The sequence below is a fragment of the Niastella sp. genome (genome assembly GCF_045805085.1).
Lineage (GTDB): Bacteria > Bacteroidota > Bacteroidia > Chitinophagales > Chitinophagaceae > Niastella.
Genome location: NZ_JBJMLX010000171.1, coordinates 1 through 25,602, shown reverse-complemented (window position 1 = coordinate 25,602; position 25,602 = coordinate 1). Strand labels below are relative to the sequence as shown.

The following is a 25,602-nucleotide window of genomic DNA, read 5'->3' as shown; positions in this document are numbered from 1 at the left end:
GGGGCTGCAAAGATAATTTAAAATGCTGAATTACAGCCGGTTTATTTGTTTTTTTTCATTTAGCAATTACCTGATTTTCACAATGTTAAACAGCCCTTTCCCATGAACTTTTCCGGCCATGCAACTGTTGGTTGCCGGTTGAGGTAGTATAATTCACATAGCAAAAACGATTAGCCGACCCAACAGTATATATTGCACGAAATTGTTTGGTGAATTTGGGAAAACGTGCATAAATAAGATTGGATTTAACGAATGAAAATTATTTTTTTGTGCTCCTATTCAGACAGGCAATAATTCTATTTACTTTTATCGAAAATTATTTCAACTGACTATTTGTTATGATTACACCAGTTTTGATCACTTTAGTTGAGCGGGACCTGAATAAACTGACTGAAGAAATTTCCCAATACCCTGACGACAGCAGCCTTTGGGTAGTAAAAGAGGGTATTAAGAACAGCGGCGGCAACCTGTGTTTACATTGCACTGGCAGCCTGCAGCATTTTATTGGCGCTGTGCTGGGTGATTCGGGTTACATCCGGAACCGGGAGGCAGAATTCAATTTGAAAAATATCAGCAAACACAAGCTGTTAAATGAAATAGAAAATGCTAAAGTAGCCGTGAAGGATGCATTGGAACAAACCAGTAAAAAAGAACTGGAAAAAAATTATCCACTGCCTATTAATGGCGAAACAGTAACAACTGAGTATTTATTGTTGCACATGCTCACCCATTTGAACTACCACATCGGGCAGATCACTTATCACAGAAGATTATTGGGTTTTCCGCAGGAACAGGAACAGCCGCAGGAGCAGGCGAAATAAATTAAAGAAACCAGGAAGCGTGGAGGTCCGGGATATTTTTCCGGACTTACTTCCCTTCCAATACTGCGGCAATTGCTTTTGCAGCAATGTAGCCACTTGTCCAGGCATGTTGAAAGTTGAACCCGCCTGTAATACCATCTACGTCCAGTATTTCACCAGCGAAATATAAATGGGGTACCAGTTTGCTTTGCATGGTGTTCGCATCCACCTCCGATAACTGTATACCACCCGCAGTTACAAACTCTTCTTTAAAAGTTGTTTTCCCCTGTATATTAAACTCCTGTGCGCAACAATTTGCAATCAGTTTATTCTGTTCCTTCGCCGGCAGATCGGCCCAGCGTTTATCTTCATCGATGCCCGATTGCTGCAGAAAATATTGCCATAACCGTTGTGGAAGATCGAATGGATTGCGATTAATTATTTTCTGTGCTGCCATTTCGAACCGAAGTTGCTGCAAATGCGCTCGCAAAGTTTGCTCATTGAACTGAGGCAACCAGTTTACTGTAATTGCAAATTGCCAATTGTCCATTGCCAATTGACGTGCTCCCCAGGCCGAGAGCCGCAATATGGCCGGACCGCTCAATCCCCAATGAGTGATTAACAAAGGCCCTTTAGCCGATAAATTGCAGCCTGTGATCTTTACGGCCGCTTCCGGCACCGATACGCCCATTAACTGTGTAATGGCGTTCCCGGGCATATTAAAAGTGAACAGGGATGGAACCGGTTCTGCAATGGAATGGCCTAATTGCTGCAACCAGCTGAATTGTGACAATTTGTTATAGCCTCCGCAGGCAATGGCCACGAAATCCGCAGTTATGAACCGGGATTCTGATAATTCAAGTGTAAATTGTTCTGCTTCCTGCTTCAGGCTTTTTACATCGGCCATCATTCTGATCTCAACCCCATACTTATTTGCCTCCTTCATCAAACAATCAATAATCGATTGCGATGAATTAGTCACGGGAAACATGCGCCCGTCATCTTCCGTTTTCAGCGGCACACCTCTGTCGGCATACCACTGAATAGTATCGGTTGTAAAGAATTGATGAAATGTTTTCTTCAGAAAGTTGGCGCCCCGCGGGTAATGGCGCACCATATCACTAATGGAAAAACAGGAATGGGTGACGTTACAGCGACCACCGCCGGAAACTTTTACTTTTGAAAGTAGTTTACCTGTTTTTTCGAGCAGGAGCACATTGAGCGAAGGATGCATACGGGCAGCATTCACCGCACAAAAAAATCCAGCTGCCCCGCCTCCTATAACTACCAGTCGTTTTGTTGCTTCGCTCACTTAATCTTTAATCCTTAGTATATAAATTGGGATTGGCTTTCTCTACTTTTTCAATAATGCTGTAATCGCTCAGGATATCAGCCTTTCCCTTACGCACACATACATCATGTTCAAAGTGAACAGAAGGTTTGTGGTCAACGGTGCGAACCGTCCAGCCATCTTCTTCCGTGTACACATCTTTTTTACCCATGTTTATCATAGGCTCAATGGCCAGCACAAGCCCTTCGCGCAACACCGTACCAATTCCCTTCCGGCCATAGTTAGGCACTTGCGGATCTTCGTGCATCGATCTTCCCAGGCCATGCCCTACCAGTTCGCGTACTACGCCATAGCCGTGCTTTTTCTCGGTATGTTCCTGAATGGCATAAGCAATATCGCCAATGCGGTTGCCGGCCACTGCTTTTTCAATGCCTTTGTATAAAGATTCTTTGGTGATCTTTATCAGCTTCATCGTTTCATCACCGGGATCACCGATCGCAAACGTATAGGCATGATCGCCATAATACCCGTTTTTAAGGGTACCAATGTCAACCGAAATAATATCGCCTTCCTTCAGTTCATTCTTGTCGGGAAAACCATGCACTACCACATCGTTCACCGAGATGCAGGAGTTGAATGGATAGCCCTTATAGTTCAAAAAAGCAGGCTCTGCCTGATGGTCACGAATAAACTCGCCAATTACTTTATCCAGAGAAAGTGTAGTGATACCCGGTTTTAATAATCCGGCAATATGGGCCAGCGTTTTACTTACCAGTAAAGCGCTTTCCCGCATCAATGCAATTTCTGCTTCCGTTTTATAGTAGATCATCTCACTGATTTATATTAAAGCAAAACCTGACAACTATTACAATAAGTTGTCAGGTTTGGTTTGCTGAGAAATATTTTATTAGATAGAGGAAGCCGGGGTAACCTGCTGGCGTCCCTGAATTCTTCCACTCTTCATCAAGCCATCGTACTGACGCATCAACAACTGAGTTTCTATCTGTTGAAGGGTATCCAGAATTACACCTACCATGATCAGCAGGGAGGTACCTCCAAAGAAAGAAGAGAACGATTGTTGTACGCTCATTCTTTGAGCAAAACCTGGTAATATACCTACCAGGGCAAGCAATACCGCACCTGGGAAAGTGATCTTATCCATTACAGCACCGATATAATCGGCTGTAGGCTGACCGGGTTTTACCCCTGGGATAAATCCGTTATTACGTTTCAGGTCGTCAGCAATTTGCTTCGGATTAAAGATCAAAGCTGTATACAGGAAGGTAAAACCAATTACCATTACTGCATAAATGATCATGTACCAGAAGTTGCTATGATTACCAAACACGGCAGCCAGACCTTTTGTTGAGTCGAAATTGCTCAACAGGGTTGGCAGGAACATGATGGCCTGGGCAAAGATGATAGGCATTACACCGGCGCTGTTCACCTTTAAAGGCAGGAACTGGCGGGCGCCACCAAACTGGCGGTTACCTACAATTTGTTTAGCATATTGAACAGGCACTTTACGAACACCCTGGATCAGGATGATGAGGCCCATGATAATAGCAACCAGGATAGCAATTTCAATTACAAAGATCAACAAACCGCCACCGCCTCTGTTTGAGCGGGCGCTCCACTCTTGCCAGATTGACTGAGGGAAGCGGGCCAGGATACCCACCATGATAATCACGGAGCTGCCATTACCCAAACCTTTGTCGGTGATCTTTTCACTCAGCCACATTACAAACAGGGTGCCTGCTGTAAGAATGATAGTGGTAGAAACCCAGAAGAAGGGTTTGTACGATTCTACCATTGCCTGGGCGTTTGTTGTATTCAGGAAAGCTACGTAAGCGCTGGCTTGTAAAATGGTTACCAGCACGGTGAGGTAACGGGTGTATTGATTTATCTTCTTACGACCGCTGTCTCCTTCCTTTTGCAGTTTCTGAAAAGGTGGATACAGGATGGTCATTAACTGAATGAAGATAGAGGCAGAAATGTATGGCATGATACCCAGTGCCAGGATAGATGCCTGGTGAAAGGCGCCGCCGGCAAAGGCATCGATCAATCCAAGAATACCGCCACCTGCCTGGTTAACGGTGATTTTGTCGGGGTCAATACCGGGTAGTACAATGTGTGTTCCTAAACGGTAAATGGCTATCAGGGTAATTGTCACCAGAATTTTACTCCTCAGTTCCTCAATCCCCCAGATATTCTTAAGTGTTTGTATAAACTTTTTCACGGATTTACCAAGATTTTTAGATTTCCCTCAAAGAAAAAAGACGCATTGGTCAAATGCGTCTATGCAAGTTACACAAAATTACTTTACAATCTCCACGGAACCGCCAGCTGCTTCTACCGCTTGTTTAGCTTTTTCGCTGATTGCACTTACTTTGAAAGCGACTTTGCCCTTCAGTTCACCGTTACCTAATATTTTTATTTTATCTGTTTGACCCGCCAGACCCCACTCTCTCAGTGAATCATGAGAAATTTCTGTCAGTTCATATTTTTCTATCAAATGATCGATTTGACCCAGGTTAAACACTTTGTATTCAACACGGAATGGGTTCTTAAAGCCACGTTTTGGCAAACGACGCTGAATAGGCATCTGACCACCTTCATGGGCGTTTTTACGTTGATAACCAGCACGGCTCTGACCACCCTTGTTACCTTTTGTAGAAGTTCCACCTTTACCGGAAGCTTCACCACGACCTAAACGTTTCTCTTTGTGCGTTGCGCCTTTTGCAGGCCTTAATTCATGTAATTTCATTGTAATTGATTTTTACTTACGGGGAATCGCCCCTCGCATTTTTAAAAAAATAATAATTCGCTACAAAACGCCGCGAAAATAATGATTTACTAACATCAAAAGCAATCAAATCTGTTAGAAATGACTGCTTTTTATTAGAAATTTTGGCTAATTCAGGTTTTTAAGCCAGCTCCTCAACTGTTATCAGGTGGGTTACTTTGCGAACCATACCCAGAATTTGCGGAGTAGCTTCTACTTCTTTTGAAGCATTCGTCTTATTCAAACCTAAAGCCTGTAAAGTCAGTTTCTGGCGCTCAGGTCTGTCAATAGGACTTTTTACTAAAGTGATCTTTATTTTTTTCATGATTCAACTCAGTTATGATTTGCCGATCGCTTACGCGCACGACATTATCCGTTAAATACTTTCTTCAGGTTCAGTTTACGCTGACGGGCAACAGTAATCGGCTCACGCAATAAAGCTAATGATTTGAATGTAGCTTTTACCACGTTGTGAGGATTAGCAGAACCCAGTGATTTTGCCAGAACGTCGGTGATACCGGCGCTTTCCAGCACTGCACGCATGCTACCTCCGGCGATCACACCAGTACCATGAGCAGCTGGTTTAATCAATACTTTGGCAGCACCTTCTTTCGCCCATTGGTCATGGGGAATGGTTCCGTGCATGATAGGCACTTTAATCAGGTTCTTTTTGGCGTCTTCGATACCTTTGGTAATTGCTTCCTGTACTTCTTTTGCTTTTCCAAGTCCATGACCTACAACACCATTTCCGTTACCTACCACTACCAGGGCAGAGAAACTGAAAGCGCGACCACCTTTGGTTGTTTTTACCACGCGGTTAATAGCCACCACCTTCTCTTTCAGTTCAATATCACCGGCTTTAACCCTGTTTAAATTAACTTTTGCCATTATTTCTATTTGAAATTATCGGAATTGTAAAATGTGAACTGTCTTAAAATTCTAATCCGCCTTCACGTGCACCATCAGCAACTGCTTTTACCCGGCCATGGTACAGGTTACCACCGCGATCGAAAACGATCTTGGCAACACCCAGTTCTTTTGCTTTACGGGCAACAGCCTGGCCAACCAGTTTGCTTTTTTCAACTTTGGTTCCTTTCTGCGCACTGATATCCTTATCACGTGAAGAGGCAGCAGCCAGAGTAAACCCTTTTGTGTCATCGATCAACTGAGCATAGATGTCGCTGTTGCTGCGAAAAATAGCCAGTCTTGGTTTCTCGGCAGTACCGGCAACCTTTTTACGGATGCGGTAGCGGATCTTCTGCCTTTGTACTAATTTGGTATTCATTGCTTTTATTTTGTGTTCTCCGATACTGCCGGAGAGCTAATTTGAAAATTTGAAAATTGGTCAATGTGCTAATGAGTTGCCTCATTAGCACATTAACCCATTGATTATTTACCGGCTGCTTTACCAGCTTTACGACGAATAACTTCGCCAACGTATTTAACACCTTTTCCTTTGTAAGGCTCAGGCTTACGTAAGCTGCGTAATTTAGCGGCAACCTGTCCAATTAATTGTTTGTCGATACCTTCCAGGGTAATTTTTGGGTTCTCCCCTTTTTCCTGTTGAGTAGCTACTTTCAATTCTTTGGGAATTTCGAACAAAATATTGTGAGAGTAACCCAGCGACAAGTCGAGCAGGTTACCCTGATTGCTAGCTTTATAACCTACACCCACCAACTCCAGTTTCTTCGTGTAACCTTCAGTAACACCTTTTACCATGTTGGCAACCAGCGCGCGGTACAAACCGTGCATGGCACGGTGACGGATCTGGTCGGTAGGACGGTTGAATAATACTTCACTGCCCTCTACTGTTACTTTAATATCGCGATCGATCGCTTGTTTCAATTCACCTTTAGGACCTTTAACAGTGATCACATTGTCAGCACTTACAGTGATGTTCACTCCGCTTAATACTGTTACAGGCTTTTTACCTATACGAGACATAACTTAATTAATTTAAAGTTTCAAGTTTTTAGTTTACAGTTCTTCCAACCGGTCAGCCCCTATAGGTTAAGGGCTTAATGTATCGGAGAACCCGCCATCCGCCAGCTGGCGGATCAGCCTAGTAAATGTAGCAAAGAACTTCGCCGCCTACATTCTGGGTTTTGGCTTGTTTGTCGGTCATTACACCCTGAGATGTACTTACGATTGCAACGCCCAAACCGTTTTTCACTCTTTTGAATTCAGCAGGGCTGGCATACTGACGTAAACCAGGACGGCTAACTCTTTCCAGAGATTTGATAGCAGGCTCTTTACTTTGAGGATCGTACTTCAAGGCTATTTTGATAAGACCTTGTTTGTTATCATCCTCAAATTTGTATTTCAGAATGTATCCCTGATCGTACAATATTTCGGTAATACGTTTTTTCAGATTAGAAGCCGGGATCTCAACGATCCGGTGGCCAGCCATCTGAGCATTACGAACTCTTGTCAGGTAATCTGCTATGGGATCAGTAACCATGTGTATTTTAAGTTAATTCAGTTTTACAATTTTATTCAAGAGTAGTTCCTGAGTACAGGCTTACTCTCATGTCTTGTGAGGCTTTCCCGATAGTATCGGGACTTGCCTTACCAGGATGCTTTTCTTACACCTGGGATTTTGCCATTCAGCGCCATTTCACGGAACATAACACGGCTTAAGCCAAAGTAACGGATGTATCCTTTGGGACGACCGGTTATCTGGCAACGGTTCTTCAGACGAACTTTCGAAGAATTCTTCGGCATTTCATCCAGCGCTTTCCAATCACCGGCAGCTTTCAGAGCCTCACGCTTTTCAGCATGTTGCGCTACCATACGTTCTCTTTTTCTTTGTCTGGCTTTAACTGACTCTTTAGCCATAATTTATTTTACGTTTTGAGATTTCTAAATGTATAGATGAATCCCGATCATTATCGGGATATTTCTTAATCTTTTTTAGCTCCTTTGAACGGCATACCCAACTCTTTCAACAGCTCATATGCTTCTTCATTGGTTTGGGCAGACGTTACAAACGTAATATCCATACCGGTGATCTTGTTCACCTTGTCGATGTCGATCTCAGGGAAGATGATCTGCTCGGTAACACCTAAAGTATAGTTACCACGGCCATCGAAAGCTTTTTCATTGATCCCTTTGAAGTCACGTACGCGGGGTAATGAAGTAGCGATCAGCCTGTCGAGGAACTCATACATTTTGGTACCACGCAAAGTTACGCGGGCGCCAATAGGCATGTTCTTACGCAGTTTAAAATTTGAAATGTCTTTTTTAGACATGGTGGGAATTGCTTTCTGACCAGAGATATTTGTCAGCTCATCAATAGCCACATCCACGAGCTTTTTGTCAGAAACGGCTCCGTTCACACCACGGTTGATACAGATCTTCTGCAATTTGGGGCACTGCATCACCGTTCCATAATTAAAACGTTTCATTAAAGCAGGTACAACTTCTTTTTTGTACTTATCTGCCAGCCTGGGACTATATTTTGTTGTAGACGTCTTATTTAGCTTAGCGTATTATGTTTCATGCGCGGGGCACTCAGCATAACACAATTGATAATTATTTTATTGCTTCACCAGTTTCTTTGGAAATACGCACCAGTTTACCGTTCTCACGGCTGCGTTTTACTTTTACACCAGAACCGGCTTTGGCATCCCACAACATCACATTTGAAATGTGAATAGCAGCTTCTTTCTTTACGATACCGCCACGGGTGTTACGAGCCGAAGGTTTGGTATGGCGGGTAACGATATTAACGCCTTCAACCAGCACGCGGCTTTTTTCTGGAAATACTTCCAAAACTTTGCGGGGCTTTTTAGCGTCTTTATCATCACCGGCAATAACTACTACGGTGTCGCCTTTTTTAATATTAAACTTAGGTTTGAATCTGTTGCTCATTTTATTTAAGCTTAACGCGGAACGAAAACCAATTAAGGGAAACGCAACGCTGTTTACAAGTTATATTATTGTCCAAAGGCATTCAACGCAGCCTTTGGCGATTTGCTCTTAAAGTACTTCGGGTGCCAAAGAGATAATCTTCATGTATCCTTTATCACGCAATTCTCTGGCAACGGGTCCGAAAATACGGGTACCACGAGGCTCATCAGACTGATTCAACAACACTACGGCATTGTCATCAAAACGGATATAAGATCCGTCTTTACGGCGTAATTTGTTCTTGGTACGAACAATTACCGCTTTGGTAACAGTACCTTTTTTAATACCACCGGCAGGAATAGCATCCTTTACGGTTACTACAATTTTATCGCCTATTTTGGCGTAATCCTGGCCGCTGTTTCCAAGTACACGGATACACAGTACTTCCTTGGCGCCACTGTTATCAGCTACATTTAATCTAGACTCTTGCTGAATCATTGTTTTAGCTTTTAGCTCTCAGCCTTTAGTCCCGAGATCATCGGGACCACCAGCGATGATTAAAAATTTATTTGAAATCGTCGTTGGCTTACAGCTAACCGCTTACAGCCAACAGCTTATTACTTCGCCTTTTCTACTACTTCTACCAGTCTCCACCGCTTTGTTTTGCTCAGGGGGCGTGTTTCCATAATGCGTACAGTATCGCCTATGGTGCACTCATTCTTTTCATCATGAGCATGGAATTTGGTAGTCTTTTTTACGAACTTACCATAGATAGGGTGTTTTACTCTTCTTTCTACAGAAACAGTAATGGTCTTTTCCATTTTGTTGCTGGTAACAACCCCGGTTCTTGTTTTACGCAAATTTCTGTCAACCATTATAATAAATTTGATAAGTTGATAATTAGCTAATGTGATAATTAAAACCAATTAGCCTTATTAGCACATTGGCTAACTAGCATATTACTTAGCCAGTTCTTTGTTTCTTAATTCTGTTTTTAAACGAGCCACATCTTTGCGCAGGTCGCGGATGCTCATTGGGTTCTCCAGGGGAGAAATTGCATGAGCGAACTCCAGCTTTTTCAGGCGCAGTTCATCTTCCTGAATGCGGGCTTTCAGATCAGCCTCACTCATTTCCTTCACGCTCTTATTGAAATCTATTTTCTTTGACATAGTAAATTCAGTTTGATAATTTGATAATTAGCAGATTAGCAATGAGCTAATTAGCATATTATGCACTATAATCACGTCTTACGATGAACTTGGTTTTAACGGGCAGTTTTTGTGCCGCCAGTTCCAGCGCTTCTTTTGCTACCTGTTCAGGTACACCATCGCATTCGAAGATGATACGACCTGGTTCAACTACTGCAGCCCAGAATTCAGGGTTACCTTTACCTTTACCCATACGCACTTCAAGCGGCTTGCGGGTAATTGGTTTGTCAGGAAATATGCGGATCCAAACATTACCTTCACGTTTCATAGCGCGGGTCAACGCCTGGCGGGCAGCTTCGATCTGACGATTTGTTAACCAGATAGCTTCCTGGGATTTCAGAGCGAAAGAACCAAAAGCGATAGTAGTACCGCGTTTTGCTACTTCGCGGATGCGGCCCTTCTGCGCTTTCCGGTGTTTCGTCCTTTTTGGCTGTAACATTTATCTAAAATTTGAAAATTTGTAAATTGGTTAATTTGAAAACAGGCTTTCAAATTAGTCCTGTTGTCTGTTTCTGTCGCCACCTCTGCGATCTCCACCACCACCACCGTGATGTCTTCTGTCACCACCACCTCTTCTGTCATTACCACCACCACGATGACCGCGGTTGTCGCCACCTTCACCTTCTCTTCTGTCTCTTCTGTCGTTCACATCGCTCTTACCACCAACGAGGTTCGGGTTCAGATCTCTTTTACCCAGTACTTCACCTTTACAGATCCATACTTTGATACCGATCTTACCGTAAACGGTCAACGCAAATACGTTCGCGTAATCGATATCCATACGCAGGGTATGCAATGGTGTGCGACCTTGTTTGATCTCTTCGGTACGGGCGATTTCAGCACCACCCAAACGTCCGCTGATCTTTATTTTGATACCTTCAGCACCCATGCGCAGTGCAGAAGCGATAGCCATTTTAATGGCGCGTTTGTAGTTGATACGGTTCTCGATCTGACGGGCGATGGTATCACCTACGATCATAGCGTCCAGCTCGGGGCGACGAATTTCAAGAATGTTGATCTGCACATCTTCTTTACCAGTCAGTTTCTTCAACTCTTCTTTAATGCGATCAACCTCATTCCCACCTTTACCTATGATAATACCAGGCTTGGAAGTGTGAATGGTAACAATCAGTTTATTCAGCGTACGCTCAATAACTATTTTAGAGATACCACCTTTGTTGATACGGGCATTCAGATAAGTTCTGATCTTGTTATCCTCGATCAACTTGGTAGAAAAATCTTTTTTGTTACCATACCAGTTAGATTCCCAACCGCGGATAATCCCTAACCTGGCACCAATAGGATTCGTTTTCTGACCCATTTATTATAATTTGAAAATTTGAGCTAATTATTTAACATCAACGATTATAGTTACGTGGTTACTGCGCTTGCGAAGGCGATAAGCACGGCCTTGCGGAGCGGGTAACATTCTCTTCAAAGTACGGGCGCCGTCAACAAAGATCGTTTTCACTTTTAACCCGGCATCAGCAGCGCTTTGTCCTTCGTTCTTTTGCTCCCAGTTATTAATGGCGCTCTTTAATAATTTAAGCAGCGGAGTGGCAGAGTGTTGAGGATGAAATTCCAGCAACGCTAATGCTTTTTCCACGTCAACACCACGTATTTCATCAGCCAGCAAACGCATTCTGCGGGGTGATGTGGGATAGTTTCTAAGTTTTGCTACAGCTTCCATTTTTATTATTTCTGATTTCTGAACCCCGGGTCCTTCAACCCGGAATATTTGAAATTATTAACCAACTTTTTTACTAGAGTGTCCTTTGAACTGGCGTGTGGGAGCAAACTCGCCCAGCTTATGACCAACCATGAACTCGGTTACATATACTGGAATGAATTTGTTGCCATTGTGCACAGCAAAAGTGTGGCCTACAAAATCCGGAGTAATGGTAGAACGACGGCTCCAGGTTTTGATCACACCTTTCTTCGCTTTGCCATCATTGATACCAAGAACTTTATTCTCCAAATTGGAGGCTACGTAAGGACCTTTTTTAATTGAACGAGCCATATCTAAGATTTGATTCTGTTAGTTTGAAAATTTGATATTCAACAATTACTTGGCTAATTTTTTACCGTTCTTACGTTGAATGATCAACTTATCGCTTCCTTTACCTCTTTGACGTGTTTTCAGACCTTTGGCGTATTTACCGGTTCTTGAACGTGGGTGACCACCTGAAGATTTACCTTCACCACCACCCATTGGGTGATCTACAGGGTTCATCGCTACACCACGGGTGCGGGGGCGGATACCTCTCCAACGGTTACGACCAGCTTTACCCATCATTTCAAGGTTGTGGTCACCGTTACTTACTACACCTACAGTAGCGTAGCAGTTGATGAGGATCTTTCTCAGTTCACCAGAAGGCATTTTCAGCACAGCGTATCTTTCTTCCTTGTTGGCCAGTTGGGCTGATGTACCGGCACTGCGTACCAGCTTACCACCCTGACCAGGCTGCATTTCAATGTTGTGAACGTTGGTACCCAGTGGCATGTTCTTCATTAGAAGTGCATTACCAACTTCAGGAGCTACAGCGTCGCCACTCAGGATAGTAGCGCCAACCTGCAAGCCCTGGGGAGCCAGGATATATCTTTTTTCACCGTCTTTGTAATTGATCAAAGCGATGAATGCAGTACGGTTTGGATCGTATTCAATAGAAGCAACAGTACCAGGAATATCTTTTTTGTTACGTTTGAAGTCGATGATACGGAACATCTTTTTGTTTCCGCCACCCATATAACGCATAGATCTTCTACCCTGTACGTTACGGCCACCGGTTGATTTTGTGCTCTCCAGCAAACTCTTTTCCGGTTCGTTAGTAGTGATTTCAGCGTACGCGTTTCCAATTCTCCAACGTGTACCTGCTGTAATCGGTTTGTATTTTTTCAGTGCCATGTTTTCTTCTTATAATATCGTTATAAAATCTTTTGTCAATTCTTTGCGGCGATTGACTCGCCATTCTTTATCCTAACGCTAACGGTCAGGATTAAATGTTAGCGTACAGATCGATGCTCTCTCCCTCTGCTACTTTCACATACGCTTTTTTGTATGCTGGTTTTACCCCGGAGATAAAGCCCGATTTAGTGAACCGGTTCTTTGATTTACCAGGCACAACCACCGTATTTACCTCAGTTACGTTTACACCGTAAAAGCTTTCAACTGCTTTCTTAATTTCAAGCTTGTTGGCTTTGCGGTTTACACGAAAAGCAAAAGTTCTTTTAGCATCAGACAGCTTGTTGCTTTTTTCGGTAACGATTGGTTTTATTAATACTTCTGTGAGTTTCATAATAACGTTTTTGAAAATTTGATGAATTACGCTTCAACACCTTCTTCACTGAACAACTTTGCAGTGGTTTCGGTAAATAACAATACATCGGCATTCACGATATCGTATGTGTTGATATCAGCGAACTGAATACCCAATGCATTTGGAATGTTACGAACACTCTTCTGCAGGTTCTCGTTATACTCAGGTAAAATCACCAATGCTTTTTTATTGTCGATCTTCAGAGCGCTCATGATCTCAACAAACTGCTTTGTTTTAGGAGCAGCCAGGTTGATATCTTCAACTATCACGATCGCGTTTTCTTTTGCTTTATCAGACAGCGCGCTGATCTTGGCGAGGTCTTTTACTTTACGGTTCAGCTTGAAATCGTAATCGCGGGGTTTAGGCCCGAAGATGGTACCACCACCTTTGTGCAACGGGCTACGCAGGTTACCTTTACGGCTACCACCAGTACCCTTCTGACGGTGCAATTTTTTGCTGGAACCTTTAACTTCCAAACGGGTTTTTACTTTGTGCGTACCTTGACGTTGTGCAGCTAAATATTGCTTTACAGCCAGGTAAACCACGTGGTTGTTCGGCTCTGTTCCGAAGATATCATCGGCTAAATCAACAGAACGACCGGTTTTCGCACCCTTTATACTTAAAACATCTACTTGCATCGTACTTTATATTTAAGATTACCTCCCGACCTTTGTCCGGATTAAATCTGCAATAACAAAATTATTTTTGAATGTATACTATCGCACCATTGTGGCCAGGAACTGATCCGTTAACCAGGATGTAGTTCTTGTCAGGGAATACTTTCAGGATCTTCAGGCTCTTTACTTTCACACGATCCTGACCCATACGGCCGGCCATGCGCATACCTTTGAATACGCGGGAGGCATCTGATGAGTTACCGATTGAACCAGGAGCACGTTGACGGTCGTGTTGGCCGTGGCTTTGTTCGCCCACACCACTAAATCCGTGACGTTTAACAACACCCTGAAAACCTTTACCCTTAGTAGTACCTACAACGTCAACTTTTTCGCCTTCAGCGAAAATGTCAACAGTGATAGCATCACCTAAACTCTTTTCAGTAAAATAATTGCGGAATTCTTTTACAAATTTCTTTGCGGCTGTATTGGCCTTAGCGAAGTGATTCTTTTCAGCAGCGATAGTGTGCTTTTCATTCTTGTCACCGTAAGCTAACTGGATAGCGCTGTATCCGTCTGTTTCGGTAGTTTTTACCTGGGTCACAATACAGGGACCAGCTTCAATAATAGTGCAGGCAGTTTGCTTGCCATCCTGACTGAAGATGCTGGTCATCCCGATCTTTTTACCAATGATTCCTTTCATCGTTGTTCGGTTTGTGCCCTCGTGGTTAAAGAGACAATTGCGTTAATGATTGTAGAACAGGGTGTTCTGATACACTTATCCGCCAGGCGGCAGACAGGCACAATCATAAGCAACTTCAATCTCCGTTTGCTACCGACCTTTTCTTTTAGCCACCGAAGCTTTAGCGAAAGTGGCCTTGTGCCACTACTTAAACTTCGTCATCTTTTCTGATGTCCCAACGAAACGCCGGGATGATAGAAGTACCGGTAGTAAACTAACCTCGAAGGGCTAGTTCATATTTTAAAACGTTATTAATCTAATCTGTTTAGTTGTAAAGCAGCATTTGCTTTTTTACCCCTAATTCGTTAACCCAGCGCTGTTTTATCTATCCTGTTAAGAATAAAGTTTACAGATGGGATAGAAAGAACTTTATGAAAAAACCCTGTCAGGATTTTTAGAACCCTGACAGGGTTCATACAATGCTATCAGGCTTTGATCTCTACTTCAACACCACTAGGTAAGTCAAGCTTACTCAGTGCATCTACTGTACGGCTGCTGGAAGTATAGATATCTAATAACCGTTTGTGGGTGCACAACTGGAACTGCTCACGGCTCTTCTTATTCACGTGGGGTGAACGCAATACGGTGAATATCTTTTTACGTGTAGGTAAAGGAATAGGACCTGTTACCACAGCACCTGTGCTGCGCACGGTTTTTACGATTTTCTCGGCAGATTTATCTACCAGATTGTGATCGTAAGACTGTAATTTTATTCTGATTCGCTGAGACATATTGCAAAACCCAATTTTTCCAATGGGGATGCAAAGGTAGGGGTTGTTAGGTATTGAGCAAAAGATTTCTCAACTATTTTTACCAAAAGGCCGAAAAAGTTGGAAATAACTGCTTTTTCACCGGTTTCAGGGGACCAATTTGGTCAGTTTCCGGTTGCCAGGTTGCAAGTTACAGGTTCAACGTTACCGGGTGGAAGTACCTATTAACGCTTCCCCTCACCCTCCGGTTCACTACCCTTCTGTATTTTTTGAGGTCTGGTCAACATAAGGCAGTAAGCCTACACTAAACCATGTGTGAACCTGGCCTCATCCATGTGTGATCCATGTGTCAAATGGTACCCTTTACCAATGGATGACACATGTTTCACACATGGTTGACACATGGTTAACGCATTAAATTACAGACATTCAATTGATTATAGCCTTAAGAGGTTATTTTTATATTATAACATAATGATACTCAATGTGTACGAAAGTTTCCTGCGCCTATTGTCCCTCAATAAGTACCCCAACCGCTTGAATGGCACCCTCAACAATTGCCCCGGTTAAAAGCACCAATGCGGCCGCTCCACCACCGGTGTGCCTGGAGGTATAAAACTGGTTACCATGGTTCCCATTCTGCATTATAGTTGGCGGGCTGGCCCTGGCATTCATCATACTGGAAACATAAAAACTATTTTCAAAACTCAGCGGATCACCGTTTGAGGAGCCCACCATATAGGAATAAAGCTCCTTAACCGAAGCGGAGAGGTGGCCTCTGTAAAAATGGCCGTTTTTACCGGATAACTAATCCCGCCAGCTGTGTACCGGGTCTTGAGAAGCCTGGCCCGAGGAATAGTATTGGAATAATACTGCGAAAGCACCATCGGGGTTTTGTTTAATGTACCGCGGGGCGAAATATAATCAATGGTCGATGGCTTACCGGCAAAAGCGCTGCCTGCAACATTACCATGTAGGTTCACTTCAATAGGCGCATAACTATATGTATGGCCATTAACGATCAGGGCCGACTCCCGCCAGTCGATATAAACAGGTTCCTGCAACTTGTTTTCAATAAAGATGTTCGGTCCCAGATCGGAACCCATGAAATTATACACTAGTTTCAGGCTGTCGTTTTCAAAAACAAGCTCGTTTATTTCATTTTTTTCCAGTTGGGAACTGCTGATAGTAGAGTACTGATATTTGTTACAGGCAATGAAAAAAGGAAAGAGTAATAAGATCAGGGGTAAAAATTTCAGCATAACTTCTTTTTTAATATCTTATGGTATAATACTGATCGCCCCGGTTGCTGGTGTTTATTGACATTTCTTTGGGTCCGCTGCCGGTATTCATTATTTCCGAAACAAAGAAACTGTGCTCAAAAGCAAACGGCTTGGTACCGGGCTCCCCAATCATATAAGTAATATAGCTTCTGAACCGGAACGGTGAGGTTGCCTCTGTAAACGTGGCTTTTTTAACTTTGACAGTCACTCCTTCCGCTACCGGGTATTTTAATTTATGAAAGGCAGTATCCGGGATGCGGCCATTAAACCCATTCGTAACATACATCTGATTTTTGTTGATGATAGCCCTGGGAGGAATAAAATCTAAGGTCGGTGGCAAAACGGCCGTGGCCTGCAACTGCCCGCTATTTACTCCATACCCGCTGTTTCGGTAATTGTAGGAACTGCCCTGGAAGTTACCCTCGATCTTCATTTCTTCCACTACATAAGGAATGGCTTTGTTATTTACGATCATGGCTGACCGTTTCCAGTCGATATAAACGGGAACGCCCATCTTGTTTTCAATGGAAATATGGATCGGCCCGCTTTTACCGGAAAAATTATACACCAGCCTCAGGCTATCGTTCTCCACCATAAACTCATTCCTGTCATTTTTTTTAACATCAGAACTACTAAGGGTGGAATACTGAAAGGTGGTACTGGCGCAGGAAACACAAAAGAGTAAGGGAATAACGGCAAGGGGTAAAGATTTCGGCATAACTTTCTTTTCGAGACAAGTTAGCCGAAATCAAAAACTGGTTCTGTTAAGGAATGCTGAATTAGCAATTCCTAAAGAATGTATTATCTGCCACCTGGCTGGCAGTGCGCCCGCAGGTAAGTAGTATATAAAGTGCTCAAATGCTCAAATGTACCGGGGCCTTCTGAAATGCTGTGCGTACGGTTAGGGTAACTCATAAACTGGAATTGCTTATTGTATTTGATCAGCTCATTCAATAACAACTCCGCATTTTGATAATGCACATTATCATCCCCGGAACCATGGATATATAACAGGTTACCCTTTAAATTCTTTGCATGGGTGATGGGTGAGCCGGCTACATAATCAGCCGCGCTCTCCTGCGGCAAACCCATGTAACGTTCCTGGTAAATATTATCGTAAGTAAAGATGCTGCCCACCGCCGCTATAGCGATCCCGGTTTTGTAGATCTCAGGGAACTGGAACATCAGGTTAAGGGTAGCGGAACCGCCCCCACTCCATCCCCATACCGCTGTACGGGAAGTATCGATAAAAGGCCATTTGCAAACCTCTTTGGCGGCCATTGCCTGATCGCGGATGTTTACCCTGCCGATATTGCGATAGATCACCTTGCGCCAGTTACGTCCTTTTGGAACGGGTGTGCCGCGATTGTCGATGGAGATGTAGATATAACCGTCAGCCGCCATATCGCCCCGGTATAACCAGGGGTTTGCAGCCCCATACTGATCTCTTACATTTTGACCTGCGGGTTCGGTGTATACATAAAATACAACCGGGTATTTTTTGTTGGGATCGAAATTTTGGGGTTTCACCATCCACCCGTCCATTTCAACGCCTTCTTCTGTTTTTACCTTGAAGAATTCAATGCCGGTGTTTTTATCGGCCCCGGCAATGGCATCATTCACTTTATGCTCCCCATTCAACCCTTTATGATCGGGCAGGCTAATCAGCTCATCGGTATAGGGTGTATTCATGTTTGAAAAAACATGTCGCGCATAGGTAGCCGTAGGCGACAGGTCATAATCATGCGTACCTTCCTGGTTGGCTGGTGATACTCTTTCTGCCGGACCTTTGCCATTCAGTTTGGTACGGTACAAATACTTCTGGGTGGCATTGCTGGGCGAGGCCAGAAAATACACATACCCGTTCTTTTCATCGATGGCGGAGATATCGATCACATCGTAATTACCGTTGGTGATCTTTACTTCTTTCTTTCCATCGCGGGTAACGCGGTATAAGTGGCGCCAGCCGTCTTTTTCAGAAGCCCAGAGAAATTCCTTGCCGCCGCTGAGCCAGTCCCAGCCACCCCAGATATATTCATTATCCCATTGAGATAGAATGTCGATCCAGGCTGAATCTTTCTCTGTATAAATAACCTGCGACGCGCCGGTTTGGGCATTGCACAGTAGCAGATCGCTTTGGTTTTGATAGCGGTTCAAATGCTGAACGATCAACTCATTGTTATTAGCAGCCCATTCCATGCAGGGTACATAGCTTTGTAATACAGGATCGGTGGGAATATCCATCCATTGGGTTTTGGCGGAAGTGATGTCCACTACGCCGATCTTAAAGGGCGAAGGGGGTTCGCCGGCAATGGGATATTCAACCGGCACGGCAAAGGGATAAACAGAATCGGTATTATCGATCATCAGGTAATCCTTTGTCTTGCGGGCATCTATTTGCCAGTAAGCAATGTGTTTGCTATCGGGACTCCAACGAAAACCATCCCGGCAGGAGAACTCTTCTTCATATACCCAGTCGAAGGTCCCGTTTATGAATTTACGGTTACCATCCATCGTAAGCTGCTGTATATTGCCGCTGGCCAGGTCTTCCACATACAAATTATACTCGCTTACATAGGCCACCCTGGCGCCATCGGGCGAAAATTTGGCAAACATCAGGGACGAGGCGGGACGGTTCTTACCCAGCTTAGTCAGCGCCCCGGTATTAGTATCAAATACATAGTAATCGCCCCGGGTCCTTAAACGCCAAACCTTTTTGGTATTGGTAAACAGCAACACCTTTTTATCATCGGCAGTAAAACTGAAACTCTGAATATTCAGTGGCGCCGTTGTTCCGGTGGGGGTCAATTGCGTTTTTGAAATAATCACCGTTTTGGTTTGCTGCGGCAGGGTATATAGCCCCAGTTCGCCTTTTTCAAACTGGTAATACCCATTACCGGTCCTGTTCCATTTAATGCCTCCCTGGGCAAACAGTAGAATGGGTACAAATGCGGTAAGTATAACTAATAAAGATCTCCTGAGCGTATTCGAAGAGTGCATGCTGATACAATTTGAGGCAGGAAATTAAGACATTGATTGCAAACTAACATTACCGCCAATAAAAACCCCGTCCAATTTAATGAACGGGGTTTTGGTATATGTACTCCTGATCCGTAATATCTTATTTCAGGAACTTTAGCGTCCCCAATGACCTTCGATCCACACATATCCATGACGGCGGGGCGCCCAATAGCCGGGTATATAGTGACGGCCACGACGGGGTTCAGCCCAATAGCCCTGTGAATATTCATAGTGGCCATGACGAGGGCGCCAGTTACCGTCTACCCATACATGATGGGGCGAAGGGGCCATCGGTCGTACTACAACCGGTGCATTCAACCGGGCTCTTACTACTACTTGTGCAGACGCTGCAACAGAAAATCCAACTACCAGTACTGCTGCTAAAATGATGCGGTTAACATATTTTTTCATACAATGAATTTTTAGTTGTTCTACAATGTGTTTCCTGTTTATTAGAGGCACAGTAAGAAAGTAAGTTTAAAGCCTGGTTGTTTGTTGTCATTTCATTAACACTTAAACCACAAACTGATAGACATAATGTTAAAGGGGGGTATATAAACATAAAAAATCCTCCCGGCCGGGAGGATTTTTTATCAGTAATCATTTATTAATTACTGTATCAATAACTTCTGTAAACAGGTTTTATCATTAACTGTTATTCGCAATATATAAGTCCCTTTTCCTAACCCGCTCAGCACAATAGGGGTTTTAAACTCAGCAGCATGTTGCACGCCATATTGTTTGGTAACAATAGGTCTGCCCTGCTGATCAATCACCTGCACCTGTACGTTGCCTTCAATAACGCCTTGTAATTTCAATTGAATATTGCCATTACCCGGATTTGGATACAGCGAGGAAATAATATTGGCATCGTTTTTCACATTCACCATTACAACGAATGAATATTTGTAACCGCCATCTATATCTATTGACTTCAACCGGTAATAATTGTAGCCGGTCAACGGCTGCTTATCAGTAAACAGGTAAGTGGTTTGCCCGGGTTTTACCATGCCGATGGTGGTAAAATCAATACCATTTGCGCTGCGCTCTACTTCAAACTGTTTTATATTTTCTTCCAGGCTTGTTTTCCAGGTTACATTAACAACCTCGCCATTTAATGCAGCCTTGAACGAAATGAGTGTTACCGGTAACGGGCTTAAGACCATCACCACCGTTCTGGCAGCATTGGTGGCAACAGGCAGGTTATAATCGAAATAAATGCCGGCTGTATTTATTATAGTCTCACCTGCTATTACGGTTGGTTTGGGTTTAATACGATACGCTATGTAACCATGGCTGTTCGGCTCATCGATGCCGGAATAAGGCAGTTTGATATTGTCGAACTGCCAGGTCAGTTTGTTGCCATTTTCAATAGATAACTGGTAAGCATGGCTCGCTGAAACCATTTGTAATGTACTCCAGTCGAGCCGGCTTTCCAGGGTATCTCTTACTGTTATATTGAATGCAGTATCACTACCCATGTTCTGGAACCGGATGGTATAATTCAGGTATTCACCATTGCTTACCTGCTCAGGTGTAATAACGCCTGCATTTGCTTCGGTTTTGTCGTTGGGGTCAAAAGAGCCTGCTGCAATCTGTTTCAAAATAGTGGTATCATCATGGGGTGTTATATCTCTGGCGCCCAATGTTAACCAGGCTTTTGATTTTACCGTATCGCCCCAATTTACCGCTGGCGGCGCATCTACTACAAAATTGAGCGTTATGAATGCTTCCTTATTTGGATCGAGATTACTGAAATTCCATGTAATGGTATTGCCATTTGTAGTACTGGCGACTGGTATAGCGCTGGTCAATGTCAGGTGTTGATCTTTTACCAGCGTTATAGTGCCGTTCGCAATGGGCGTTGTTCCCACATTCTTATAAACGAGCTTGTACTGAGTAGGAAAACCAGGACGGGCTGGGGTAAGCGGCAGCAGGCTAATGCTTGCATCCAGGTGTCAACCAAAGAAATTTTTCGGGATTCCGTCACAATATCAGTACCATTGCTCCCAATTATTTTTTCCCATTTCATCCCCGGCGCTCTTCCCTGGGCATGGCAATAATAAATTGAACTAACCAATAGAAACACCAATAAATAACCAATTTTTCGCATAGATAAGATGTTAAGGTTGGGCCTGTTTGTATTTAAATGTTAAGTTCTTTGTGGAATATATCAGTAAGCACAAGCACTTTTCTCAGGATATTGGATGACGTTAAAAAGGAGGAGCGCAAATCTAATAAAATCTTCTTACCGGAACATTAAGATCCAATTACTGTGTCGTTTAGGCCAATAACCGTGCATTTTAGGCGTGTAACCGTGCAGGCCGGCACATAAAAAAAGCCCCAACGTTTACCGTCAGGGCCTATATTTAAGAGATATGAGAACTCAATTACTCACCTACTTTCGCCTTGCCTTTTGACTTGGCTATCACTTCTTCAGCGATGTTGTTAGGTGCAGGAGAATAGTGACTGAACTCCATGGTGCTGGTAGCGCGGCCTGATGACAAGCTACGCAACTGTGTTACGTATCCGAACATTTCGCTCAATGGCACTTTGGCTTTAATAACCTGTGCATTACCGCGGGTGTCCATACCTTCCAGCATACCACGACGACGGTTCAGGTCACCGGTAACATCACCCATGTATTGATCTGGAGTGATTACTTCCACTTTCATGATTGGCTCCAGTAATACGGGTTGTGCTTTACGGCCAGCCTCACGGAAACCAGCTCTTGCACACAACTCGAACGACATACCGTCAGAGTCAACCTGGTGGTAGCTACCATCGAAGATGCGGATCTTCACGTTCTCTACAGGATAGCTGGCGAGAACGCCGGTACCCATGGCAGACTCAAAACCTTTTTGAATGGGTTGAATGAACTCACGGGGAATAGATCCACCGAAGATATCATTTACGAACTGGAAACCTTTGTCAGGATTTTCTTTCAGCCACTCTTCATCGGCAGGTCCCATTTCAAACACGATATCAGCGAATTTACCGCGACCACCGGTTTGTTTTTTCAGGGTTTCGCGATGCTCAACTTTCTTCTTGAAGGCTTCTTTATAAGCAACCTGGGGCGCACCCTGGTTTACTTCAACTTTAAATTCGCGTCTCATACGATCGATGATGATCTCCAGGTGCAACTCACCCATACCACGCAGGATGGTTTGACCGGTATCTTCGTCGGTATTTACACGTAATGTAGGATCTTCTTCCACCAGTTTGGCGATAGCCATACCCATTTTATCAACGTCGGCCTGTGTTTTAGGTTCAACGGCGATAGCGATAACCGGCTCCGGAATGAACATGTTTTCCAGAACAATCGGGTGATCTTCATGGCAGAGGGTATCACCAGTCTTGATTTCCTTGAAACCTACCGCAGCAGCGATATCACCGGCTTCGATGAAATCGATGGGGTTTTGTTTGTTGGCGAACATCTTCATGATACGGCTGATACGCTCGTTCTTGCCACTACGCATGTTCCTCACATACGAACCGGCATCGAGGTGGCCGCTGTAACAACGGAAGAAGGCCAAACGACCTACGAATGGATCGGTCATGATCTTGAAGGCCAGGGCTGCGAAAGGCGCTTTTGGATCAGCCTTACGAATTTCTGGTTCTAATGTATCAGGATTGGTACCTACGATATCATCGATATCAGCTGGTGAAGGCAGGTAGCGGCAAACAGCATCGAGGGCAGTTTGTACTCCTTTATTTTTGAATGAAGAACCGCACATCATAGGAACGATGCTCAGATCGATCGTTGCTTTGCGGATTGCTTCGTGTACTTCATCTTCACTGATCGTGTTTGGATCGTCGAAGAATTTCTCCATCAGCTTGTCGTCGTACTCGGCAACAGCTTCGATGAGGTTTTGTCTCCACTCTTCTGCTTCTGCTACCATATCAGCAGGTACAGGAATTTCGTCAAAGGTCATACCTTCTGTTTCCATGTGCCAGATGATCCCTTTCATTTTGATGAGGTCAACCACGCCTTTGAAATCATCTTCAGCGCCGATGGGTAATTGCAGGGGAACAGCTTTTGCACCCAGCATTTCTTTTATCTGTTTAACCACCATCAGGAAGTCAGCACCTGAACGGTCCATTTTGTTAACAAAACCGATACGGGGAACTTTGTAACGGTTAGCCTGGCGCCAAACGGTTTCAGACTGAGGTTCTACCCCGTCAACGGCAGAAAACAGGGCGATCAACCCATCCAGCACACGCATTGAACGCTCTACCTCAATGGTAAAGTCAACGTGGCCCGGAGTATCGATGATATTAAAATAATAACTTTTTGTATTGGCGTCAGCCTTACCCTTTACAGTAGGGAAGTTCCACTGGCAGCTAACAGCAGCAGAAGTAATGGTGATACCTCTTTCTTTCTCCTGTTCCATCCAGTCGGTTGTAGCCGCCCCATCATGCACCTCTCCAATTTTATGGATCATACCGGTATAGCGCAAGATACGCTCCGTAGTAGTTGTTTTACCGGCATCGATGTGTGCCGCAATTCCAAAATTTCTTTGTAATCGTAAGTCTGCCATGACTTTGTTAAATTTTCTTTTTAATGTTTCAGGGTAAAATGCCCTGAAAATGAGCGGGCAAAGGTATGAAAAATTATCCCGAATTCGGTGTAACATAGGGTAAAAATAAAGCGGCCGGGCGCCCTAAAAGGAAAGTCCTGCCTTGATCGGCAGGACTTTTCCCCATGCAGTAACCAAACTGGTAATAGTAAATTAATACAGATAATTCAATGCGGTTCTGTCATTTGCATTAAAGGGTCGATCCTGGCCTGAACCAATACAGGACAACATCCAGCTGTTGGGATCCGCACCGGTAGGCGTACCAGGAATATTGATGGCGCCAACCCCTGCAGATCCTTCATTTACAGCGGATCCGCCGCAACTGTACGACCTGTTAAAATAGTCGGTATGGCGGAAACCGATACAGTGACCGATCTCATGCGCCAGAATGGAAGCAACCGTGTTATTGGGTTGACCTGCCACCTGACTTGAATTGAGGATCACCTGGTTATATGGATTTCCTGAAGAAGTGGGGAATCCTGAGGAGGCCAGGAAACTGCCCGAACCGTTCACAATGGAAATATTTCCACCGGAACTAACCCGGGTGAAAGTAATCTGCAATCCCAGCGCATTGTAGCGGCTAATGGCCGTATTCAGGGCTGTAGACCAGGTACTTAGGTTAGAAGCCAGGCTTACAGTGATCGTTCTGGGCAGATTTCTTACCAGGTTGGTGGTTCTGTATTGCTCTTCGCCGGCCACCCGTAAAAGGGAAACATCGGCTTTTGCATTCAGATCGTCCTCACTAAGCAGGATGTCGCCCTCAACAATGTAATTTCCCTTGCCATCAGGAATTACATCCTTATTGCTGAAACCCAGGTTGTAAATTTTAGTAAGCGCTTCGTCTGAAACAACGGTAGTAGAATCGGTTTTTGCATTTTTGCGGCAGGCAAATAACGTGAGCATGCAGACTGCCACGACTGCAGTTAAAGTGAAAATAGTCTTTCTCATGTGTCTGTAGATTTAATAGTTGGTATTTGAAAGTAAATCACCACTGTCGGTTAGTGGTAAGGTTACTGCACGTGATACCCTATCAATTTACCGAAATTATCCAGAGACACACCCGCGCAAAATGGCAACGGCGTTGCAGAAGCACCATTATAACACCGCTTTTTTACCCAATTCACGGTATAGGTCACCGTTATTGTGGAAAAGTTTTTTCAGGGATTACTAAAATCATTTATACAAGAGGGTTAGTACAACGAATTAGCATTTTAGCTGGTAACTGGCCAGTCACCGGTTTCCGGTTACAGGCTTCAAGTTTCAGGTTACAGGTGAATAGCTCGCGATTATTTGCAATTAATAAGTGATCTTGCACCGCGGAAAATTCTCTGCCTTCTGCCTTCTGCCTTCTGCCTTCTGCCTTCTGCCTTCTGCCTTCTGCCTTCTGCCTTCTGCCTTC

32 protein-coding genes are annotated in these 25,602 nt (G+C 44.0%); 1 reads left to right on the top strand and 31 read right to left on the bottom strand.

Going from position 1 to position 25,602, the window contains the following annotated elements:
• The first annotated feature begins 338 nt into the window (after nucleotides 1–338).
• On the top strand, nucleotides 339–821 hold the full coding sequence (locus ACJ751_RS08755; protein ID WP_407745104.1) for a DinB family protein: 483 nt from the start codon (nucleotides 339–341) through the stop codon (nucleotides 819–821).
• Between the two features lie 46 nt (nucleotides 822–867).
• Here ACJ751_RS08755 and ACJ751_RS08750 read toward each other — a convergent pair whose 3' ends face one another.
• From ACJ751_RS08750 to ACJ751_RS08600, 31 genes are all read right to left on the bottom strand, one after another.
• Nucleotides 868–2,112, bottom strand: a complete 1,245-nt coding sequence (locus ACJ751_RS08750; RefSeq protein WP_407745103.1) for an NAD(P)/FAD-dependent oxidoreductase — start codon at nucleotides 2,110–2,112, stop codon at nucleotides 868–870.
• A gap of 7 nt (nucleotides 2,113–2,119) precedes the next feature.
• Nucleotides 2,120–2,920: a type I methionyl aminopeptidase gene (gene map, locus ACJ751_RS08745; protein WP_407745102.1), complete on the bottom strand. Its 801-nt coding sequence runs from the start codon at nucleotides 2,918–2,920 to the stop codon at nucleotides 2,120–2,122.
• Nucleotides 2,921–2,998: 78 nt separating this feature from the next.
• Nucleotides 2,999–4,330: a preprotein translocase subunit SecY gene (gene secY / locus ACJ751_RS08740; RefSeq protein WP_407745101.1), complete on the bottom strand. Its 1,332-nt coding sequence runs from the start codon at nucleotides 4,328–4,330 to the stop codon at nucleotides 2,999–3,001.
• A 78-nt stretch (nucleotides 4,331–4,408) separates the two neighbouring features.
• A complete protein-coding gene (gene rplO / locus ACJ751_RS08735) occupies nucleotides 4,409–4,858 on the bottom strand; it encodes a 50S ribosomal protein L15 (RefSeq protein ID WP_407745100.1) in 450 nt (149 codons plus the stop codon).
• A gap of 160 nt (nucleotides 4,859–5,018) precedes the next feature.
• Complete coding sequence (gene rpmD / locus ACJ751_RS08730) at nucleotides 5,019–5,201, bottom strand: 50S ribosomal protein L30 (RefSeq protein ID WP_081198369.1); 183 nt, start codon at nucleotides 5,199–5,201, stop codon at nucleotides 5,019–5,021.
• A gap of 44 nt (nucleotides 5,202–5,245) precedes the next feature.
• Nucleotides 5,246–5,764, bottom strand: coding sequence for a 30S ribosomal protein S5 (rpsE, locus tag ACJ751_RS08725; protein ID WP_407745099.1), 519 nt, complete (start codon nucleotides 5,762–5,764; stop codon nucleotides 5,246–5,248).
• Nucleotides 5,765–5,807: 43 nt separating this feature from the next.
• Nucleotides 5,808–6,170, bottom strand: coding sequence for a 50S ribosomal protein L18 (gene rplR, locus ACJ751_RS08720; protein WP_407745124.1), 363 nt, complete (start codon nucleotides 6,168–6,170; stop codon nucleotides 5,808–5,810).
• Nucleotides 6,171–6,265: 95 nt separating this feature from the next.
• Complete coding sequence (rplF, locus tag ACJ751_RS08715; protein WP_407745098.1) at nucleotides 6,266–6,820, bottom strand: 50S ribosomal protein L6; 555 nt, start codon at nucleotides 6,818–6,820, stop codon at nucleotides 6,266–6,268.
• A gap of 118 nt (nucleotides 6,821–6,938) precedes the next feature.
• Nucleotides 6,939–7,337, bottom strand: coding sequence for a 30S ribosomal protein S8 (gene rpsH / locus ACJ751_RS08710; protein ID WP_407745097.1), 399 nt, complete (start codon nucleotides 7,335–7,337; stop codon nucleotides 6,939–6,941).
• Nucleotides 7,338–7,444: 107 nt separating this feature from the next.
• Nucleotides 7,445–7,714, bottom strand: a complete 270-nt coding sequence (rpsN, locus tag ACJ751_RS08705; protein ID WP_407745096.1) for a 30S ribosomal protein S14 — start codon at nucleotides 7,712–7,714, stop codon at nucleotides 7,445–7,447.
• A 65-nt stretch (nucleotides 7,715–7,779) separates the two neighbouring features.
• A complete protein-coding gene (gene rplE / locus ACJ751_RS08700) occupies nucleotides 7,780–8,322 on the bottom strand; it encodes a 50S ribosomal protein L5 (RefSeq protein ID WP_407745123.1) in 543 nt (180 codons plus the stop codon).
• Nucleotides 8,323–8,410: 88 nt separating this feature from the next.
• Nucleotides 8,411–8,749 carry a 50S ribosomal protein L24 gene (gene rplX / locus ACJ751_RS08695; protein ID WP_014220840.1) on the bottom strand — a complete coding sequence of 113 codons (339 nt, stop codon included), beginning with the start codon at nucleotides 8,747–8,749 and terminating at the stop codon, nucleotides 8,411–8,413.
• A 108-nt stretch (nucleotides 8,750–8,857) separates the two neighbouring features.
• The gene (rplN, locus tag ACJ751_RS08690) at nucleotides 8,858–9,226 is read right to left on the bottom strand and encodes a 50S ribosomal protein L14 (RefSeq protein ID WP_014220841.1); all 369 of its coding nucleotides are present in this window, start codon (nucleotides 9,224–9,226) and stop codon (nucleotides 8,858–8,860) included.
• Nucleotides 9,227–9,345: 119 nt separating this feature from the next.
• Nucleotides 9,346–9,603, bottom strand: coding sequence for a 30S ribosomal protein S17 (gene rpsQ / locus ACJ751_RS08685; RefSeq protein ID WP_014220842.1), 258 nt, complete (start codon nucleotides 9,601–9,603; stop codon nucleotides 9,346–9,348).
• A gap of 84 nt (nucleotides 9,604–9,687) precedes the next feature.
• Nucleotides 9,688–9,897 carry a 50S ribosomal protein L29 gene (gene rpmC / locus ACJ751_RS08680; RefSeq protein ID WP_407745095.1) on the bottom strand — a complete coding sequence of 70 codons (210 nt, stop codon included), beginning with the start codon at nucleotides 9,895–9,897 and terminating at the stop codon, nucleotides 9,688–9,690.
• Between the two features lie 58 nt (nucleotides 9,898–9,955).
• Nucleotides 9,956–10,375 carry a 50S ribosomal protein L16 gene (rplP, locus tag ACJ751_RS08675; protein ID WP_407745094.1) on the bottom strand — a complete coding sequence of 140 codons (420 nt, stop codon included), beginning with the start codon at nucleotides 10,373–10,375 and terminating at the stop codon, nucleotides 9,956–9,958.
• 54 nt (nucleotides 10,376–10,429) lie between these two features.
• A complete protein-coding gene (gene rpsC, locus ACJ751_RS08670; protein ID WP_407745093.1) occupies nucleotides 10,430–11,257 on the bottom strand; it encodes a 30S ribosomal protein S3 in 828 nt (275 codons plus the stop codon).
• A 27-nt stretch (nucleotides 11,258–11,284) separates the two neighbouring features.
• Nucleotides 11,285–11,626, bottom strand: a complete 342-nt coding sequence (rplV, locus tag ACJ751_RS08665) for a 50S ribosomal protein L22 (RefSeq protein ID WP_014220846.1) — start codon at nucleotides 11,624–11,626, stop codon at nucleotides 11,285–11,287.
• Nucleotides 11,627–11,683: 57 nt separating this feature from the next.
• Entirely contained in the window at nucleotides 11,684–11,956 is a 273-nt protein-coding gene (rpsS, locus tag ACJ751_RS08660) for a 30S ribosomal protein S19 (RefSeq protein ID WP_081198358.1), read from the bottom strand.
• A 45-nt stretch (nucleotides 11,957–12,001) separates the two neighbouring features.
• Complete coding sequence (gene rplB / locus ACJ751_RS08655) at nucleotides 12,002–12,841, bottom strand: 50S ribosomal protein L2 (RefSeq protein ID WP_407745092.1); 840 nt, start codon at nucleotides 12,839–12,841, stop codon at nucleotides 12,002–12,004.
• A gap of 91 nt (nucleotides 12,842–12,932) precedes the next feature.
• Complete coding sequence (gene rplW, locus ACJ751_RS08650) at nucleotides 12,933–13,232, bottom strand: 50S ribosomal protein L23 (RefSeq protein WP_014220849.1); 300 nt, start codon at nucleotides 13,230–13,232, stop codon at nucleotides 12,933–12,935.
• 26 nt (nucleotides 13,233–13,258) lie between these two features.
• On the bottom strand, nucleotides 13,259–13,891 hold the full coding sequence (rplD, locus tag ACJ751_RS08645) for a 50S ribosomal protein L4 (RefSeq protein WP_407745091.1): 633 nt from the start codon (nucleotides 13,889–13,891) through the stop codon (nucleotides 13,259–13,261).
• A gap of 61 nt (nucleotides 13,892–13,952) precedes the next feature.
• Nucleotides 13,953–14,570, bottom strand: coding sequence for a 50S ribosomal protein L3 (rplC, locus tag ACJ751_RS08640; protein WP_407745090.1), 618 nt, complete (start codon nucleotides 14,568–14,570; stop codon nucleotides 13,953–13,955).
• Nucleotides 14,571–15,034: 464 nt separating this feature from the next.
• Nucleotides 15,035–15,340, bottom strand: a complete 306-nt coding sequence (gene rpsJ, locus ACJ751_RS08635; protein ID WP_014220852.1) for a 30S ribosomal protein S10 — start codon at nucleotides 15,338–15,340, stop codon at nucleotides 15,035–15,037.
• Nucleotides 15,341–16,026: 686 nt separating this feature from the next.
• Nucleotides 16,027–16,581 carry a hypothetical protein gene (locus tag ACJ751_RS08630; RefSeq protein ID WP_407745089.1) on the bottom strand — a complete coding sequence of 185 codons (555 nt, stop codon included), beginning with the start codon at nucleotides 16,579–16,581 and terminating at the stop codon, nucleotides 16,027–16,029.
• A 10-nt stretch (nucleotides 16,582–16,591) separates the two neighbouring features.
• Nucleotides 16,592–17,320: a hypothetical protein gene (locus tag ACJ751_RS08625; RefSeq protein ID WP_407745088.1), complete on the bottom strand. Its 729-nt coding sequence runs from the start codon at nucleotides 17,318–17,320 to the stop codon at nucleotides 16,592–16,594.
• A gap of 83 nt (nucleotides 17,321–17,403) precedes the next feature.
• Nucleotides 17,404–19,602, bottom strand: coding sequence for a S9 family peptidase (locus ACJ751_RS08620; protein ID WP_407745087.1), 2,199 nt, complete (start codon nucleotides 19,600–19,602; stop codon nucleotides 17,404–17,406).
• 135 nt (nucleotides 19,603–19,737) lie between these two features.
• The gene (locus ACJ751_RS08615; RefSeq protein ID WP_407745086.1) at nucleotides 19,738–20,034 is read right to left on the bottom strand and encodes a hypothetical protein; all 297 of its coding nucleotides are present in this window, start codon (nucleotides 20,032–20,034) and stop codon (nucleotides 19,738–19,740) included.
• A 200-nt stretch (nucleotides 20,035–20,234) separates the two neighbouring features.
• Nucleotides 20,235–21,497, bottom strand: coding sequence for a T9SS type A sorting domain-containing protein (locus tag ACJ751_RS08610; RefSeq protein ID WP_407745085.1), 1,263 nt, complete (start codon nucleotides 21,495–21,497; stop codon nucleotides 20,235–20,237).
• A 516-nt stretch (nucleotides 21,498–22,013) separates the two neighbouring features.
• Complete coding sequence (gene fusA, locus ACJ751_RS08605; protein ID WP_407745084.1) at nucleotides 22,014–24,164, bottom strand: elongation factor G; 2,151 nt, start codon at nucleotides 24,162–24,164, stop codon at nucleotides 22,014–22,016.
• A 192-nt stretch (nucleotides 24,165–24,356) separates the two neighbouring features.
• On the bottom strand, nucleotides 24,357–25,151 hold the full coding sequence (locus ACJ751_RS08600; RefSeq protein ID WP_407745083.1) for a M57 family metalloprotease: 795 nt from the start codon (nucleotides 25,149–25,151) through the stop codon (nucleotides 24,357–24,359).
• Between the last annotated feature and the right edge of the window lie 451 nt (nucleotides 25,152–25,602).